At 46.9% G+C, this 18,792-nt stretch carries 15 protein-coding genes and 1 pseudogene; 3 read left to right on the top strand and 13 right to left on the bottom strand.

What is annotated here, in order from left to right:
- Nucleotides 1-198: 198 nt before the first annotated feature.
- The 12 genes and pseudogenes from B7L70_RS14300 to B7L70_RS08065 all read right to left on the bottom strand — a co-directional run bounded on the left by B7L70_RS14300 (nt 199) and on the right by B7L70_RS08065 (nt 15,113).
- Nucleotides 199-1,793 (bottom strand): annotated as a pseudogene (locus tag B7L70_RS14300) (L-lactate permease).
- A 133-nt stretch (nt 1,794-1,926) separates the two neighbouring features.
- On the bottom strand, nt 1,927-3,210 hold the full coding sequence (locus B7L70_RS08010; protein ID WP_081227339.1) for a (Fe-S)-binding protein: 1,284 nt from the start codon (nt 3,208-3,210) through the stop codon (nt 1,927-1,929).
- On the bottom strand, nt 3,210-4,406 hold the full coding sequence (locus B7L70_RS08015; protein ID WP_081227350.1) for an FAD-binding oxidoreductase: 1,197 nt from the start codon (nt 4,404-4,406) through the stop codon (nt 3,210-3,212). The genes B7L70_RS08010 and B7L70_RS08015 overlap by 1 nt, the downstream gene beginning before the upstream one ends.
- 10 nt (nt 4,407-4,416) lie before the next feature.
- Complete coding sequence (locus tag B7L70_RS08020; protein ID WP_081227340.1) at nt 4,417-5,826, bottom strand: FAD-binding oxidoreductase; 1,410 nt, start codon at nt 5,824-5,826, stop codon at nt 4,417-4,419.
- 593 nt (nt 5,827-6,419) lie between these two features.
- Nucleotides 6,420-7,436: a thiamine pyrophosphate-dependent enzyme gene (locus tag B7L70_RS08030; RefSeq protein ID WP_081227341.1), complete on the bottom strand. Its 1,017-nt coding sequence runs from the start codon at nt 7,434-7,436 to the stop codon at nt 6,420-6,422.
- A gap of 48 nt (nt 7,437-7,484) precedes the next feature.
- The gene (locus B7L70_RS08035; RefSeq protein WP_081227351.1) at nt 7,485-8,732 is read right to left on the bottom strand and encodes a pyruvate ferredoxin oxidoreductase; all 1,248 of its coding nucleotides are present in this window, start codon (nt 8,730-8,732) and stop codon (nt 7,485-7,487) included.
- Between the two features lie 5 nt (nt 8,733-8,737).
- Nucleotides 8,738-9,838, bottom strand: a complete 1,101-nt coding sequence (locus B7L70_RS08040) for a 4Fe-4S dicluster-binding protein (RefSeq protein WP_081227342.1) — start codon at nt 9,836-9,838, stop codon at nt 8,738-8,740.
- Between the two features lie 133 nt (nt 9,839-9,971).
- Entirely contained in the window at nt 9,972-10,340 is a 369-nt protein-coding gene (locus tag B7L70_RS08045; RefSeq protein ID WP_081227352.1) for a hypothetical protein, read from the bottom strand.
- A 59-nt stretch (nt 10,341-10,399) separates the two neighbouring features.
- Nucleotides 10,400-11,818 carry a hypothetical protein gene (locus B7L70_RS08050; protein ID WP_143701594.1) on the bottom strand — a complete coding sequence of 473 codons (1,419 nt, stop codon included), beginning with the start codon at nt 11,816-11,818 and terminating at the stop codon, nt 10,400-10,402.
- Between the two features lie 256 nt (nt 11,819-12,074).
- Nucleotides 12,075-14,132 (bottom strand): minichromosome maintenance protein MCM, encoded by a 2,058-nt coding sequence (gene mcm / locus B7L70_RS08055; RefSeq protein ID WP_081227344.1) that lies wholly within the window; start codon nt 14,130-14,132, stop codon nt 12,075-12,077.
- Complete coding sequence (locus B7L70_RS08060; RefSeq protein WP_081227345.1) at nt 14,129-14,632, bottom strand: hypothetical protein; 504 nt, start codon at nt 14,630-14,632, stop codon at nt 14,129-14,131. Before B7L70_RS08060 ends, mcm begins: the two co-directional genes overlap by 4 nt.
- Nucleotides 14,633-14,813: 181 nt before the next feature.
- Nucleotides 14,814-15,113 carry a hypothetical protein gene (locus B7L70_RS08065; RefSeq protein ID WP_081227346.1) on the bottom strand — a complete coding sequence of 100 codons (300 nt, stop codon included), beginning with the start codon at nt 15,111-15,113 and terminating at the stop codon, nt 14,814-14,816.
- A gap of 104 nt (nt 15,114-15,217) precedes the next feature.
- On the opposite strand from B7L70_RS08065, the gene B7L70_RS08070 reads away from it, so the two are divergent.
- Nucleotides 15,218-16,300: an ATP-binding protein gene (locus B7L70_RS08070; protein ID WP_081227347.1), complete on the top strand. Its 1,083-nt coding sequence runs from the start codon at nt 15,218-15,220 to the stop codon at nt 16,298-16,300.
- Nucleotides 16,301-16,394: 94 nt separating this feature from the next.
- Here B7L70_RS08070 and B7L70_RS08075 read toward each other — a convergent pair whose 3' ends face one another.
- The gene (locus tag B7L70_RS08075; RefSeq protein WP_143701595.1) at nt 16,395-17,288 is read right to left on the bottom strand and encodes a hypothetical protein; all 894 of its coding nucleotides are present in this window, start codon (nt 17,286-17,288) and stop codon (nt 16,395-16,397) included.
- Between the two features lie 197 nt (nt 17,289-17,485).
- Between B7L70_RS08075 and B7L70_RS08080 the strand changes: the two genes are divergently transcribed.
- Together B7L70_RS08080 and B7L70_RS08085 are read left to right on the top strand one after the other, a co-directional pair.
- On the top strand, nt 17,486-18,547 hold the full coding sequence (locus B7L70_RS08080) for a glycosyltransferase family 4 protein (protein ID WP_081227349.1): 1,062 nt from the start codon (nt 17,486-17,488) through the stop codon (nt 18,545-18,547).
- Nucleotides 18,548-18,583: 36 nt separating this feature from the next.
- Nucleotides 18,584-18,792, top strand: a 209-nt coding sequence (locus tag B7L70_RS08085; RefSeq protein WP_143701596.1) for a hypothetical protein, incomplete at its 3' end; no start/stop codon positions are given.

Genomic DNA, 18,792 nt, shown 5'->3' on the forward strand with positions numbered 1-18,792 from the left:
CCGAACCAACACGTCATCATACGGATTACTGAGGGCTAGGGCTAGTATATCGAATCCAGGTCCTAAATTGGCTATAGAGGCATAGCCCCTAACGCATACCTGCATCGGGGCTCAATATATTACCTATTTATAACCATTAACTCATGTAGGGATAATATTTTTATATAATTTTAAACTAAATATCAGCAATATCAGAGCCTATACCTTAGGCATGGCCCATGGAAAGACGAAGGCATATAACGATATTATAAATATTAGGTAAAGTACATACATTATTGCCCACGGCAAATTCTTCCTAACTATAATACCCTCCTTCCTAACGTAGGGTGTTGTTGAGACGCCAACACTAACGGTTTGTGGTGCAACAGGCTTTCCAAGCTCAGCGCCAACGGAATTGGAAGCTGGCAGTAAGGGTACTGGTAACCCTAACAACTTACCGACAGCCGCCTGTAAAGCGCCAAATAACGTATTCGATGCTGTGTTACTACCAGACATTGCAGCACCTATAAAGCCTAAGAATGGTGAAATCAGGATAAACGCAAGACCTACTAATGAACTTGCGTATGCCAACGAGTATGCCATACCACTATTAATTAAAGACGTAAGCTAACCCAACAACGAAAAATCCCGTCAAAATCGCACCCCACATTTGATTAAAAGTCCTCTTAAGCGATTCTACGAACACTTTAGGTTTAGCGCCAAGTACTGCCCATATTATTAACCAGGACACAAATATGGAAGTACCAGCAACAAATGGATTAACTGCAAATGCAACAGCAACCCTTGTGCAGAACTGTGGAGTAGGCCTTTAATGACCAAGTTGTAATTACGAATTTAGGTAATGGAGACCATGGACCTGTCCACAGTGTCACAACGAATATTAATATAATGAAGGGTGACCAAGCTAATATTACGTCTTTAGTCGTAAATGACCTTTGCGTTGATGAGCCATTTGTCGCAGCGCCAAAAGTTATTATTCTCTTGGGTCTCCATACCCTTAAAAATAACATTAATACGAAGAATGATATTAATGACCCGGCAATATCAGGTAAATAAGGCCCTAAGTAATTAGAAACCGGAAACTGTCCAGCGACATAACCCAACCCACCTATCAATGCCACTGGCCATGCATCCCTTAATCCACGAGCTCCATCAACAATAATCAATAGTATAAATGGTACAAAGACAGCCAATAATGCAACCACTCTACCCACAGCAGCTGACATTGTCATTAACGGTATCCCAGTAACTAATGATAGGGCTATGATAGGGGTTCCTAAAGCTCCAAAGGATACGGGCGCATTATTAGCCAGTGCAGATGTCTGTATAGCTTTAATCCATTCATAACCTAAAGCAACGAGCAATGGTGAAACTATGGCCCAGGGATAACCAAAACCAACGAGACCTTCCATAAGTGCGCCAAAGGACCATGCCAAGAGGATGGCTTGAACCCTTGCATCGCTTGTGGCATTGGCAACAACCCAATCCTTAAATACGTCAAATTTTCCCGTAAGGACGAGAGTATTATAGATAGTGACGCCCCATATGGTTATCCAGGTTATATACCAAAAGCCGACGAGAGCCCCTATAACCCATGCCTCAAATGTCTCCAGAGGTGGGCTATGCCAAGTAGGAATAGCCACCAATATTGTCACTATTGAAGTTATTAATGTGGCAAGCCAGGCGGACATTCTAAGCCCTGCCAGCAGTGCTAATAGTAGTATTATCGGTATCAGCGCAGCCAACGAGGTTAATACAAGATTACCCAGGGGATTCAGAGGCTGTGTGAACATCATTATTAATAATTATCCAAAATTTTAAATATTATCTTTATGGTAAAACATTTTACTTTTTATACGGTGTAGAGAATAATATGAACGAATACTTTTAAATTCATAAAAAATATTTAATATTATTGAGACATATTCAGTATTTAATTAAGTCCCTATATCCAGGGTTAGTCCCTGCCATGTATGATAGATCAAGCAATTCCGTGGGATACATCAACTTAATATTATTTATGTTGTATTTTCTCAGCGTATTGGCCCAATGTGCCTTACATGTAACGCTTTCCAGTATTAATGCATCTGACTTTAGTTTAATAAGTTCGTCAACCTTAGGCCTTATTATCCTGTCGGCAATGTCTGGGTGCCTATCTGGATACATCATGCCAGCTCCACAGCATATGTCGGCTGTTTCTAGGCCTTTTATTTCGAGGCCCGGTATTTTGCTTATAATCTTAGTTACTGAATCATGGGCCTTAGCCACATTCATTAGGTGGCAACTATGTTGTATCGATATCCTCATCTTAACGGGGCCTAACTCACCAACCAAACCGGCTTTGTCCAATAGTTGTAATGTATTAACAATCTTTTGCCTGAGACCAATATTTATGCCAAGCAACTTCTCGTACTCCAACCACTGGGCTTGACAACCGCCTGAGTCGGGCACCACTAAATAATCAATGCCGTATTCATTAGCGTATTTATTCAGAACATCAATATTGTATTTAGCCAATTCCAGAGCCTTGTTGAAGTTACCCATGTGCATGTAGGGTGCACCGCAGCATTTGAATTCCCTGGGTACAATAACCTCAAAACCATTCCAAACCAACACCCTTATTGTCGCATAAACAAGGTGCGTGTGCGATTGCCAGGCAACACAGGAATTCGTAACAAACAGAAGCACCCTACCCCTGGTTGGTTTACCTACGGGTGGTTTGAATACTCTACCGAGAACATAATCAAGCTTCTCCTCATCCCTAGATCTTGCAAAACCCTTCATGTGTTCTGGTATTCCAGGTAATGATGAGGATACAGATAGGGCTAGCTTTATTATGGTTGGGCTCTCAATAAGCTTGAAACCTGTCCTTACGTGCCATGGGTAACCATAGTTCGTGAGTTTATCACCTAAGTAGGCGTAGGCAGCCTCGATAATCTTACTATACATAACCCCGGATGGACATGCTGTTTCGCACCTCCTACATATTACGCACCTATCGAGGTGCTCCAGTAGCGATTCCGTGGGTTGGATTCTTCCTGTGAGCAACGCCTTGACTAGGTAGATCCTACCCCTAGGGCTGTCCGTCTCATCCCAGGTCGCCCTGTAGGTTGGGCATGTGGGTAGGCAGAAGCCGCAATGGACGCACTTATAGGTCTCGTTAAGTCCCTCCTCAATCAATCTCTTTCTTAACTCACCACCGCTGATCATCAGATACCACCCACAAACCTACCATAGCACATTGTATTGCCTGGATCAAACACGGACTTAAGCTTCGCCATAATATCGAGATTCTGCTGCAAACCCCAAACATCGATATTCCTCTTCACGTCCAGGGGCGCCTTCATGGTGATTACATAACCACCTAACTCCGAAACCCTAGTCCTCAACGAATTAATAAAGTCGAGATTAAGCGGCTCCCTAAACCCTAGGTATGCCTCGCCGAGCATTGGCATTTTAACCACGTAATCTGCACGTACACCCTTCAATGCATCACCTAGCACATACTGCGGGGTTATGACCTTAAGTACCGTGGTATAGTTATCGAAGAGCTCATCCATGGATGTTAACCTGTACCAAAGATCATCAGCCTCACCACCATAGAACACGTCTGACCTGGAAACCTCAGAGAGCTTGCCTAACCTGTACTCAACCTCCTCCTTAACACCCTCAAACCTAAGGTACGTAGTCCCATTGATCACTACCGCACCAACAGGCTTCAATCTCCTCATAACGAGTAAGTCAAGCTCACCATTAAGCCTAGCCACCGAGATCACCTCAGGTATTGCGGCTATCCTCGTCATCACCTCGTAAATAATACCCAACGAGCCGCAGGATCCAATGAACAACCTCTTAATGTTGTAACCAGCGACATCCTTTATCATACCGGTCCCCCACCTAACTATCGTGCCATCAGGCATCACAGCCCTAACCCTGAGGGTGATGTCTCGAGTGCTCATGAACGTGTAGGCTAATGGACCGAATAGGTTGCAGGAGAAAACACCACCAATACTGGACCTACTAGATAGGGGTGGATCTATTGGCAACCGCCTATTAAGGCGTGATAGCTCCCTCCGCACATCCATGAGGGATGCACTAACGCCGAAGACACCAACCATCTCCTCTAGGTCTGGCTCAATGACCCTATGAACCCTGCCCAGGTCAAGGGCTACATCGTAACCCTTAGGCACATTGCCAAGAAATAGCTTGCTCCTGTTGACCATGGGTATTACCTTGAGTCCTTCCTTGCTTATGTTCTTCATCATAATGCTTAATTCATCGACATCCCTGGGATAAAACACAACCTTGGGCGTCAACCCATCAATCACGTATCCAGGACTTGGCTCCCTAATGGAGTCATTACTAACCTCACCTTCAACAATCCTTATGGCCTTCTCGAGGGACATCATCAACACCTCATTGTGGGAATATCTTACCTGGATTCATAATACCCAATGGGTCGAACACAGATTTGACCTTCTTCATCACATTCAACTCATAATCGGTGTACAACAGCCCAATCAGGTGCTTTTTGTGGTACCCAACACCGTGCTCACCAGTTATTGTCCCACCAATCTCAACACACATCCTCAATATCTCATCCTCAGCCTGTAAAGCCCTCTCCCTTTCGCCTGGTTTCCTCTCATCATAGAGTATTAGTGGGTGTAGGTTACCATCACCTGCATGAAATACATTGGCAATCCTGAAACCATACTTATTGCCAACCTCCCTAATTCTGCGCAGGGCTTCCGGTAATTTCTTCCTTGGTATTGTGCCATCACCCGTTATGTAGTTAGGACCGACAAAACCCATGGCACCAAAGGCCTGCTTCCTAGCGCCCCACCACCTATTCGCCTCAGCCCTATCCTTAGCTAACTTAACCATGTACGCGCCTGAGGATTTTAGGATCTCGATTATCCTATTAGCCTCGGAATTGGCGCCCGGCTCTGAGCCCTCCACATCAATGAGAAGTATCGCCTCAGCATCGGTTGGTAACCCACCACCCCAGGGACCAGCCTCTATTGCGTTCACGGCTATCCTATCCATGAACTCAAGAGCAACAGGCCTCATGCCAGTACTTATTATTCGCGAGACCGCTAAACCAGCATCCTCAACCGAGTTGAACGCAGCCAATATGGTCTTTACGGACTCGTAATTACTAACAATCCTCAAGGTAGCCTCCGTAACAATAGCCATTGTGCCCTCGGAACCACTAATTATACCCACAACATCGTAACCAGGGTTCTCAACAACCTTACCGCCAAACGATCTAACCTCGCCATTTGGAAGAACAACCTTCAATCCACGTACGTTATTCACCGTGACACCGTACTTGAAGCACTTAACACCACCAGCGTTATGGCTTATGTTACCACCAATTGTGGAAACCCTCTGCGAACCAGGGTCTGCTGGGAAGTAATACCCAAGGTCTATCGGGTACTGATAATTGAGCTTTGCCAGGGCATCACTAACCCAGAGATTAATAACACCAGCCTCCACAGTAGCCGTCTCATTCTCCACATCAAGCTCAAGAACCCTATTCATACGGGCTAGGGATATGACTATACCACCCTCAATCGGTAAAGTACCACCACTAAGACTCGTGCCAGAACCCCTACCAACAATCGGAACCCTATTCTCCCAAGCAACCCTAACAACCCTAGCAACCTCCTCGGTAGACCTTGGGAAAACAACAACGTCGGGCTTCGCCGTATACACAAAAGACCCATCGGCCTCGTAAACCAGCAACTCCACATCATCGGTAATAATATTACTTTCACCAACAATTGAGATTAACTTCTCAATAATAGCCTTAGACAAACCCATACGAATATATTAATAAAGAAATAATTTATAAACATTTATTTAAAAATATTTATAGATTCATGTAATAATTAAGAAAAATAAAATAAAATAAACCTTTTAATTTAATAGAAAAATAATCAATCATTTTCGATACTTAAGAAATCATTTTTAGGTGGTTTAGGTATCTTCCATAGCAATGGTATCGCAAGAAGAGCAGCCATTATGCCGAAGAGACCTGAAATAGCCATTGTGTTTATCCAACCAAGGGAACCTATCATTATTGGATTATAATGAACGACGCGATGGCTAAACCAATCATTACTAACCTAAATACAGCTATTGGGTTTATCCTAGGTAACATACCTATTAATAATATTATAGGAAGACAGCGCTAATATGGAAAAATTGAATTACATCATGGAAAAAGGCATTAAAGGTGTACTCGTAAGGGCTAATCATAAACATTGCAAGGAAGGCACCAATAAAGGCAAACCATCTACTGAACCCAAGTATTTGCTTATCTGTCAATTTAGAACCTGACATATGTCCTTAATTAGATAAATACATAGTTATAAGTTTAATTGAATAAATATTCATTATATTTTGCTATTTAATTACTCTGTCTTTGTAGCCTCAGGGTACGGCAGTTCCTTTGTTAGTGGTATTAGTCCTGGTATTAACCACTTCTCCCACATTTCATCGACCTTCCTCTGTATGTACTCTATGTCCTTATCGGTTAGGTGCTTGAACCTGGTTTGCCTCCTGATGTACTCCCTAACGGGCTTCCTCTTCAGTTCCCCACTGGCTATCCTAGCACTCGTGCTTGTCAGTCTGAATTTTCCGTTCTCTATCTCGAAGAGTGGCCATATGCCTGTCTCCACCGCTAGTTTACCTATTTCGTGGCTGTACTTCGGGTCGTAGCCCCAACCCTTTGGGCATGGGTCTAGGGTGTGTATGAATGTTGGTCCGCCGATCTCTAGGGCTTTCCTGACCTTGTTGTAGAGGTCTATTGGGTCTGCGGCCAATGCCGTTGCCACATACTTAACCTCTGGGTGACCTACAGCCATCATTGCTGCCATGTTCTTCTTCCACCTGTACTTCATTATCCTGACTTGCCTACCGCTTGGGCTGAAGCTTGTCAGTGCTCCGAATGGTGTCATTGTTGTTTCCTGAATATCAGTGTTGGCGCTTGATTCATTATCATACATTAGTATAAGGAAGTTGTACTTGGTGTGCGTTAATGCGTTAGAAACCTCTGAAAGGCCGGCGTCTGCACAGCCCAGGTCTCCACAAATTCCAATAACGTTTATCCTCTCATTCGGTAACCTACCCTTCTCGATCAACGCCTTTATCGCTGCTGCCGTACCAACAGCGGCAGAGCCCGTGCCTGAGAGCTGGGTGTGTATCCAGGGTAGTGCCCATGATGTTGTGTAGTACGTGGTGTTCGCGACGTACATGCAGCCAGTTGCTCCAATCACAATGGTATTCGGACCAGCCGCCTTGGCAACCCACCTAAGAACCATCGCCGATTCACAACCTTGGCAAGTCCTGTGGCCAGCGTCAAAATACTCCGTCTGAGCCATCTGCAGTAAGTCCTTTACTGTCCTCGCCAACCTAATCTGAACTGTCATGGGCCCATCACCCCATATACCTTAATAAATTTTTCTACTTTGTCCATTTTATTCTCTAACTTCATACCATATCACCCTTTGCTCAACCTTACCCTTTCTTGCTGTATCCAAAGTAATATTGAACATATTCATAGCATCATTGTAGGTGATCTCCCTACCACCCAAACCGCCTATGAAATTGATCATGAGGGGTCTATGCTCAGCCTCGTAGAGTGCGGACCTAATTTCTGTGTATAGTGCACCGCCATCAAATGGCGAACCAAATGAGTAGTCCCTATCCACAACGGCCACGGCCTTGGCGCCCGTTAGGTAGCGTATTATGTCGTCTGTCGGGAATGGCCTGAACCACCTAATCCTTAGGAAGCCCACCCTCTCACCCTTCGCCCTCAACCTCCTAACAGCCTCCTTAATTGGTTTGGATACGGTGCCCATGCCAACCATGATTACATCGGCATCATCAACCATGTAGGGCTCAACAAACGGATTCCCATAATCCCTACCTATTATCTTAGCATAATCCCTGTATGCCTCCTCAATGACCCTCCTGGCGTTCTTCATCGCCTCATCCATCTGCTTCCTGAGCTCCGTAACCCAATCCTCATTAACCTGAGGAGCTACACTAATGACGTTGCTTGGGTGTAACTTCCTATTACCTAGGTCGTAGGGCGGTAGGAACTTCTGAACCTTGGACTTGGGCGGTATCCTAAACACGTGCTCACTATGCGTTAGGAATGCACCATCCATCGATATACCAACGGGTAGCATAACCCTGGAATCCTCAGCGATCCTATACGCTATCAGTGTTGTGTCCAGGGCCTCCTGGGCAGTATCAACCCAAACCAGTAACCAACCAACATCCCTAACCATCAATGCATCATTGTGCTCAACGCCGTAGGCCCCTGGGTCGTCAAGGGCCCTATTGCCTATTAGGGCTACCACAGGGTATCTATCGGTGCTTATTGCGACTATGGCCTCAATCGCTAATAACCAACCAACACCACTACTACCAACAAATGTCCTCGCACCAACTGCGGAGGCATGCTTAACAATCTCGAACTGATCATGCTCGTGAGCGCTTACTATATACTCAGCCTTTAGGTAACCATCAGCAATGAGTCTGGCGGTCCTCTCCATGACACCACCATACGGCCTTATTGGGTATGCAGCTGTAACATCGATATCCGCAAGCATCAATGCGTATGCAACCGCATCGGTCCCTGTACCAACCACCTCAACCTCCTCATCGCCCTTAAGCACGGCCTCGAGACGCCTTGCCTCTATTGCAGAGACTGCCATGCCCATCACCTCTTTCTCACGCTTATTATTTGTGCCTTTGGTAATAATGATTCGAACCACTTCCTATACGCCTCCCTATTCTCCCTCCAGTACCTGTACTCATCAATGAACTTGCCGTATCCATCCTCAAACTCCATCTCATCAACCATGATTATGGTGTCAGGTACAGGACAAACCTCAGCGCATATGCCGCAACCCTTACAGTAGGCTAGAGCTGGGTTAAAGTAACCGTCAGGTGTTACATCAAATACGGAGTCTGGGCAGTACTCCCAACAAAGGGAGCACTTTATGCATTTGTCGAAGTTGATCACGGGCCTATAGTGCTTAGCCGTACCACCAGTGAAGTATGGATTCCTCTGGTTAGGCCTTAAACCTGGTATTGCACCTCCAATCATCATGTCCTTCCAACCAGGTAGGTGCGGCTGTTCGTACTTGTACGGCAAACCCTCCCCAGGCCTAACCTCCCTCATCTTAACGAGCGATTGATAAGCCTCCAGTGCCCTATTTACCCTCTCATCGGGCTTGTCAAGGCTTGATAGGTATTTCCTAACGCCATCAAGACCAAGTACGTTCGGCACCACCCTAGCAATAGCACCCAACACCCTTTCCAAAGTACCATCGTCCGGGAAGGTCCAGAAGTCACCAATACTCCTATCACCCTGAACAACAACAAGCGTGTACGGCGAATCTTTAATTGGTATAAACTTAAGGAGCTCCTCCGGACTTCTCCTCGAGACCACTATAAGAAGACCATTAGCCCTGAGCTTGAGGTGTACGGGTTGTATACCCTGCCACGCCCATGACTCGACACCCTTAAGTATTGTGTCATCAAGGACTATGGAAACATCGACATAGTCAGGCTCAACCCTCGCAGCCTCTGCATCAAGAACCTCCTCACTGGCGCCCTTGGCGATAACCACGAAGTACTTGGCGGGTACGCCATCCCTCTCAGGGTCATCACCATATCGCTGGTATGATAGGGCGACATTGCCCTCCATCCTAGCCGCATATACAATGCCCCTCGCGAGGTTTCTCGCCAAATGCCTCTGATGTATACCTCTATAGATAATCTCCAGCGTGTATATGCTGGTTTCCTGAACACTCATTTTAATCGTTAAATGATAACTTCGACCTTATTAAGCAATGCCCCCCTATGCGCATTAAAAATAACGCGCTCGATACGTGTCTTATGAGTACTCTGGTTTATAAATATTGATATATATAGATTATATAATCATCCTAGGCAAGCAGAAGGTCGAGTCTCTCTTTAATCCTTGATAGCGCCTCCACGTTTTCTCTAAAGTCGTCCAGTAGGTTATTCACGAAGTTCTCATCAACCTCACCCGGCCTAGACAATGCCTCCCTAGTCATTTCCTCGAGTGTTGCGCATCTTCTGAATACGTAGTACATGGCGTCGATATCAGCATCGCCTAGGCTTAGGATACCGACCTCCATAGCCTTACTAATGACCGCCCAACCCCAATCACCCATTGTGCCCTCCTCACCAACCTCAACACCCATCGACCTCAACCTACCCAATGGCTTCTCTACGGTGGACATGATAGTATTCTTAAGTCCGTTTAATATCATGTTTAACTTGTCAATCATTAACTCACCCTCCATATAAAGCGGCGCTGTGGAGACCCCGGCCTTATTAACTTTTTATTTTAATTCTTCGGTTTGTGTTTTGGTTTTGTTTTGTCCCCATGGGTGTGGGTTTGTGGGGCCGCTCGGGTGGTGGCTTCCAGGGCGTTGTTGCGTTTTACCTCTGGGCCTCCGTACTCGTATTCTGTCATTTCGTAAAGTTTCTCGAATGTTCCACGGTCTATCCTACCCTCATAATATGCCAAGATTAGTTCGGCCCTCAATCTCTTGAGCGGGTGGTGGATGTATTTCATTATACGCCTAAGCAACCTAATGGCGCTCTCGCCATTGAACACTAAATTAATTTTTTCGGCAGTTGGATTAATGTGCCCGATAATGCCGAACCTCCTGGCGATCATCTCCTTCAGCACATCGAGGTTTGTCCTCTTCGGACAGCCCTTACACGCCGTAATTCTCACAATAGCACGCAGACAGCCCTCTTTATCTTTAGAAACAAGTATTGAACCATCTCCATCTATTTTGCCAGCTATGTACTCCGCAAGCCCCTCATCGCTAAAGCCATTGAGCGTTTTCTCAAGCTCATAGGCACTGAGCTCAATGGGCCACGGCCACTCATCAATGTCTAGGTATACATAGTATGATAAAGCAATTGGTATATATACGTATTTCGCGACCGGCATCTTAATCCACACAATTTCTAGACTTAGTGCCTTGACCGCGTTCAATAGTGTTAAGAAGAATATGGCATCAATAGCATTCGTAGTATTTAACGTCAACTTAACTTTCATTTTGTATTTCCCGATTACTAAGTCACTATCCTTTAATCCAAGCCAATAGGGTCTCCTCAAGTCACGCAATGACTCCAGACCTAACCAACTACACGGCTCTATTCCGCGCCTCCTAAACTCATCTACGTTGATGTTGATGAAACGAAACATTTCCTCACACATCTTAACCTCGCTCCAACCTAACCTCCTTAACAAATCCTCAATCCTCTTAACGACTTCGCTCCTCTTTGCCCTACCTTTCAAATCAATACCGCACCTAATGAGCCAGTTGTTCAGTCTTTTCGTATCCACACCTAGTGTGTCCTTAACCCAATTCCTCGATACACCAAGGTCCCTAAGTATCCTCAATAACCTACACTCCTCCTCATGATTACTGACGAGCCACAATTCGTGAACAATCTCTCTAACCCCGTCAGCAACCTCCTTGCCGATTAGCCTACCGTCGTGGCAGTTTGCCTTTATTAACTCCTCGATCTTCCTCATGACGCAATCCTTGTCTCCATTGCCTAGGCACCTCATTGCCTTGCTTATCAACTCGGTACATAGCTCTATCCTCCCTGCCTGGGTGGGTTGGGGCTGGGAGGCTTCGTTGCTTGACCTTAAACTCTCCTTGCTAGTCATCGGGCCTTTGCCGTTTTTCGGCGGCCCATTGATTTTAAACCCACCCTTGGCTAGGCACTCACTTTGGTGCATAGCCGAAACACCTATGTTTCTCAAGCTCATTCATGAAGAACGTGGTTAATGACAAGTTGAGCCGTGAACGAGGCTCCACAGGAACGAAGGGCATCAATGACGCACACCATACCGGCTAAAAGCAACCACAACACAGACAAACACCCAACACAAAGACACGCACCAAGGAAACAATAGAGGAACTACCGAGAGTCGTGCTGGCGTGAGAGAACGAGCATTTCTCATGTTTTTAAATATCATTTACTGATTAACCTGATTATAACCTGATTAACTTTATATATCCTGGGCGTGGGGTGTATACATCGCCGGACTTCAGGAGCATGTTTATTGCCTTATCCACGGCCTGCCTATCCAAACCGGCTGATTCAGCTTCGCGGTATAGGTCCTCGATTCTCACGGGTTTTCCTCCATTGGCATCCTCAAGTTGTGCCAGTATGTTCATGACAAGGGCAAGCCTCTCCTGTGCTGACTTTGGTTTTCCAGTCATTATTATGTCGATGTCTATCTTCCCCGACTCAATATCAATACCAACACTGCTCAGGTACTTCATGAATAGCCTAATCGCCCTGTCCGCATCCTCAGCCTCAACAACCGGGCTTAACCTCATCTTAGCCTCAGCCTCAGCCAATCTAATCAAAGCCTCGAGCTGCCTAGCCGTTATAGCTATCGGTGAATCCGGCTCCCTGGACTTAGCCCTCATCTGGACGTAGAACTGCACAATCCTCTCCCTAGCCTCCGGAGTCAGTACCGGCTTCACGTGCTTGCGCGCATAGGCTATGTACTTCCTAAGTAGGTCTGGGGATATTATTTCGGTGAAGCCCTCCGGAACCTCACCGGCATGCAATGTGGTTATGTGCTCCGCAATGGCCTTATCCCTATCGAGGTTCGGCTCATCCCTAATGATGAATATTAAGTCAAACCTTGAGAGCAGTGTCACCGGTAAATCAACGTTCTCAGCCACAGTCCTGTTGGGCAAATACCTACCGAAAGCCGGGTTTGCCGCCGCCAGAACACTGCACCTGGCGTTCAGTGTCGCCACAATGCCCGCCTTGGCTATGGAGACCGTCTGCTGCTCAAGGGCTTCGTGAATAGCGACCCTATCCTTAGCATCCATTTTGTCTATCTCGTCAATCACCGCAACGCCGGTATCGGCTAGAACAAGGGCGCCGGCCTCCAGGTAGAACTCACCCGTGTCCTTTTCGCGAACCACGGCTGCCGTCAACCCCGCAGCCGAGCTACCCTTACCCGTTGTGTACACCGCCCTGGGTGCTATCTTGGTTACGAACCTCAGTAGCTGGGTCTTAGCCATACCTGGGTCTCCAACCAGGAGTATATGTATGTCGCCCCTGACCCTAATCCCGTCTGGGTAGACCTTGGGTACGCCGCCAAAGAGTAGGCATGCGATTGCCTCCTTTATGTCCTCCATGCCGTAAATCGATGGTGCTATTGACCTAATTATCCTCTCCCTAACATCAGGCATCTTCGCTAGATCGAGTATCCTCTTCTCATCCTCAGGGGTTATCTCGATCTCAACCAACTCCCTCTGTTGGCTCTCGACGTAATTGACGTCCATGAAGCTCGAGACAACGGGCGGCTTGCCCTTCCTGAGGTCTGCCAGGTCCAGGTTCATAACACCGACTAGGTAGACCCTATCCCCAGGCTTTACCGTATCCACGAGGTCATCCAGTAATATTGCCTCGATACTCCTGGGCAACTGCCCTGGCGGTAGTTCCTCTGGTTTTTCCTGCACGATGATCTTCTGCCAATCAATGAACTCACTCCTCTCCTCAACAAACACCATGCTGTTTATCGCACCGCACTTGGGACAGCGCTTCGGCGGCTGCACAAAGCCCGTGGTTGGTTGTGGTATCTCAACCTCATAACCGCACTGGGAGCACCTGAACACGGACTTCCTCAGGTAATGCCTGGGAGGAGTTTGTCTTGTTATTATGCCCTCGACCATTATCAACCTACCCAAAACCTCACTCCTAAGCTTCCTAATTGGCAGGGACTCGGGAAGCCTCCTAAACCTCATGTAGAAGTTCCTAACCGACTTCGCGAGCTCGGGATCCCTCTCGGTTATTGCCTGCCTAACAGCCTCGGAACCGGCCTGCATGATCAGTTGTGGTCTCTCGAGGAGCATGTCGGCGAGGTCCTTATTGCTGATTAGTAAGTCGTGGAAGTCGATGACGAGGGACTTCTTCCTCTGTATTATCATGTTGTTGATCTCATCGACATACCTATCGCTGGACTCTATGAAGTCCCTAAGTCCCTGTATCAGTGAGTCTAGGCTAACCTCCATTGGTTCGGTCATTGCAGGCCCACCACCGAGTTCAGGAACTCCCTGATTAGGGGCGCCATTGACTTCACAAGGGCCTCCTCCTCAACCGTCAGCTTATCGAGGAAATCCCTGGACTCCACAAGCCCTGGATTTATCGCCAAAAGCATCAAAATCTTCCTAAGCCTCAACTGGGCCAACTCCCTCAACTGCTGCGTCAAGGCCTTGGCATTCCTCTGCTCGCCACCGACCATGGACAACCTAGCCCTTACGTAGAAGTCCTTGGGCAACTCCCTCAACTCACTTGGAGCCCTATTCTCAAGCCAAATCCTCTTAAGAATCTCCTCACTACCGATTTTATCCTCCTCAAGCAGTGATGCAACACCACGCCTAATGAGTATCTCGAGGAGCGTTGGTGGCGCATTGATTACGGAGCCAGCCTTGGCAGGGCCAATACTAATGAGGCCTAGGTCAATACCATCCACATCACGCGTCAACACAGCCCTAACGCCTGGCGTAAGGTATGAAAAACCCATCAAAAACAACTATATACAAACCAATTAAAAAGGCACTAAGGAAGAAATCACGTATATACCACAGAACCAACCAACGCAAGGCATGGAAAAATAATCAACACCAGGAGGAGCACCAACGATATTTCATCTTATATTATGCAAGGATAATAGCAGGCTTAACTAATATGCGATGGCTCAATCATCAACCAAGCAATTTCAGCAACTCACCGTAATGCCTAAGGAACTCACGTCCACGCTCACTCAACCTATTGAACCTACAAACCCTCCTGCTACGCTCATTGCAATAATCATCATATCTCTCAACAAGCCCCAAATCCCAAGCCAACAGGAGGATGCTTTCGCCGTAACCCCACGAACGAAGAACACCAAGCAACTCCCTAGTGTAGGGATCACGACCATGAGCCAGTGAGAAATCTTCAACTGCAGTTAGCAATCTCACGAGAGCCCGCAGGCTGCCAGGTGTTAACTTTTCGTGGATCATATGCGTTACCAATAATTGGTAACGCATATATAAATTTTACTCAACATGGGTTTGCGGAGGTTTGCTTATTAACTGCAGACTCTGCAGTTACTGGTGGGTCTGCAGTGCTTTTTGACCTTCATCCTAAGGAGTCGAGGGATGAGTTGTTTGGTAGGGATTCTGAGCTTGAGTTCGTTAGGAGACAGGTTTTGGCTGGTAATTGGGTGATTATTGGTGGGCAGCGTGGTATTGGTAAGACGAGTCTCCTTAAGGTGGCTCTGAGGGAGCTTGAGGGTGATGGGTTTAGGGCTGTGTACGTGAACCTCAGAGGTGTTAACTCGTTAAGGGACTTGCTCTCACTCTTGGTTAATGAAATCAATAGGTCGAGGATTAACCTGGGTCTCAGGGTTTCCCTGAACTTCGTTGTTGGCTCCCTCGGCGTGTCGGTGAGGAGTGGGCGTAGGGTTATGAATAGCCTATTGGAACTTTTGCTATCTATAAGCGATAGGACGGTGATAGGGCTTGATGAGGTTCAGGAGCTTTCTAGAGTTGGTGGTCAATTCCTCAAGATACTGGGCAACGTGTTCGCAAGCAACCCACGGGTTTCATTCATATTCACGGGCTCCTACGTTGGACTAATGAGGACGCTAATAAACCCAGGACCCGACTCACCACTGTATGGTAGACCGCCTGTGGAGGTTAGGTTGAGGCCGCTGGGTGATGATGAGGCTAGGGAGTTCCTGAGGAGGGGGTTTGAGGAGGCGGGTGTGGCATTCAATAGGTATGATGAGGTTATTAGCCGAATAGATGGAATCATCGGTTGGCTCACATTGTTCGGCAATTACCACGCGATCAGGGGGTTGGGTTTTGAGGATGCCTTAAGGATGACGGTGGAGGAGGGCGGTAAGATAATGCTTAGTGAATTAGAGCACTTCCTGGAGGACAAGGTGAATAAGGCGCTATACATAGCCGTACTCCAGGCCTTGAAGGTAGTCAGTAGGTGGAGTGAGATAAAGAGTGCGGTATCTGCAATACTTGGTGTGGGGGTTGGCGATAGGGAGCTCATGAATGCACTTAATTCATTGGTGGGTTATAACTTCGTTGAGCGGAGGGGTAGGGGTGAGTATGGAATAGCGGACCCAATATTGAGGCAGGTGGACATGGTGCCACTATTGAGGAGGTACTTGAGGAGGGAGGCTAACGTGTAGGCTAGACCACGCGCCATAGGCAAGGATGCGTAATCACAGGAGGCAAAGACCAGCCTAGTGGGAACGCCCAACCTCGTGAACGTGATCTCTAGGCTTATATGCTAAGCCCAGTCCTTGGCTGCATGTCCTCTACCAGCCATATTCCCTGGCTCTCCGCCTCTTTTATGGCATCTGGCAATGCCCTTAGGCAGTATAGGACCGTCACGACCTTTCCCTTGAACCTGTCTGGGTACCTGTCCATGGCCCTCCTCACCTTCCTAACGAGCCTCCTAACGGTTTGGGGACCGGCCTTCACCTTGGCGTCACCGATTACGGTTAATTGCTCGCTCACTCCGTAGATGTCGAACTCGAACTTCCTATCGAAGTACGTGACGCCCGTCCTAATTTCAATACCTCTCTGCTTGAGGAGGTATTGGACGACGTGGTTGGCTTCGTACTCGAGGCCTATTGTTAGGTTGTTGAGCATGTTCTCAATTCCTGTCAACCTCCTCTCGAGATGCTCCATGGCCTTCCTCAACTCACTGATTGCCCTCGTGTTCTCCCTCGTAGCCTTAGCCAACTCCTCAACCACAGCCTCAAGCCTGGTCAACCTATCCTCAACCTTCGTGAGTCTCTCCTCAGCGCTAGCCATTCTCTCCTCCAGCTTTGCCAACCTCTCCTCATGCTCCTTAACGATTTTTGTTAACTCCTCAACTGCAGTCTCAAGCCTAGCCAACCTCTCCTCATGGGATTTCACAACCTTCACTAACTCCTCAATGGCTGCCTCAACCCTCGATAACCTATCCTCAACCCCTGCCACCCTCTCCTCAAGCTTCGCCAACCTCTCCTCGTGCGCCTTGGCTAGCTTTGTTAACTCGTTGACAGCCTCAACAAGCCTATCCACGGAGGACTTGAGGTCGGCATAACCAAGCAAACCCATTACGGCTAACCTAAACTCCTCATCCTCACGAAGCATCCTGAGTATTTCGCTCTTTAGTTCACTATGCATTACCATTACTTGATTGTGGGCTTTGCTTATTAACCTTACGTTGCCCGGCGCAGACCTGGGTTGCGATTTCATGCTGGTGGTTGTTTTGTGGCTCGTATTGCGTTACCAATTATTGGTAACGCATATGGACACCGAGTAGAAAAAGTGGGCAACATCGACGGCACAGTTTATAAGGGTGCACCGGATGCGGTGCGTAAATGCGTGTTTGCATACTTGAGGAGTTCACGAGACTCGGTGGTGGGCAGATCTACGCCCTGCAGCTAGCCAACGCCCTAACCAGGCTTGGGCATGAGGTGGAGTTCGTGATTGCCGGAGAGCCTAGGGTTGGGATTAACTACCCAAGCAGGGTTGTGCCTGTGGGCTTCAGGGCTTCGTACGACCCATACTCACTACTAACCAACTACATAAACTTCAGGAAGCTGGGCAGGCTAGTGGGCGGGTATGTGGGCGATTGCGATTTGGTCATAAACAACCACCCAAACTTCATACCCCACAACAAAGGACCAATAATACTTCATGGCTTATCCTTTGTAGACTTCGTAATAGATGAGTACGGCAACATAAGAAACAAGCCACTATTCTGGGTGCTCTCGAGGATTTACAAAATATACGATGGGGCATACATGGTTTACAACTCCAGGTACACAATGAACCTAGCCAAAAAACTACTACCAAAAATGGGGATAGAACCAAACCACGAATACATACTAAGCCCACACTACACAATAAGCACGGATAAGGTGCCAGAGAAGGAGGACTACGTACTAACCGTGGGAAGACTGGAGTGGAACAAGGGGCTAAGGGCACTGAGGACAATAGCCAAACAAATCAACAGGAAATTCATCATAATAGGAAGAACAGACGCCAAGGAATCAAGGGAAGTAATAAGGGCATTAGGCACAGAGAGGAACATAGAAATAATACCAAACGCAGACGAAAAAACCAAGGAAGAGTACTACAAACACGCATCAGCATACCTACACCTAAAGCGAAACGAACACTTTGGAATAGCCGTACTAGACGCAATAGCCACAGCAACAATACCAATAACACCAAAAACAGGGGGACCCTGGACAGACATACTGGAGGAGGGAAAATACGGACTAGGCTACAACACAATAGAGGAAATACCAAAACTAATAGAAAACGCAGAAAAACTCATAGACAGGGAAAAAGTACACAAGAGCAAGGAAAGATACAACCTACAAAACTTCACAAACAAGGTCAAAAAGCTCATGGAAACAGTGAACCATGAGTAATACATTAAAGAAGAATTAAGTAAGGAGAAAGAGGGAATGGGCGTTAGGGAGATAGCATTGCGGTTCGCTGGAGTTGTATTATTCATTCAATTTTACATAATCTGGACACTGGGTTTCATGGATTACGCCCCACAACTATACAATTACGGCTTATTACGCATATCAGCAATACTACTAACAATTGGACTACTACTCACACTCAATAAGTACCTAGTAAGTATGATAAGAGACGCTATTGCGGACAA

The sequence above is a fragment of the Vulcanisaeta sp. EB80 genome (genome assembly GCF_002078205.2).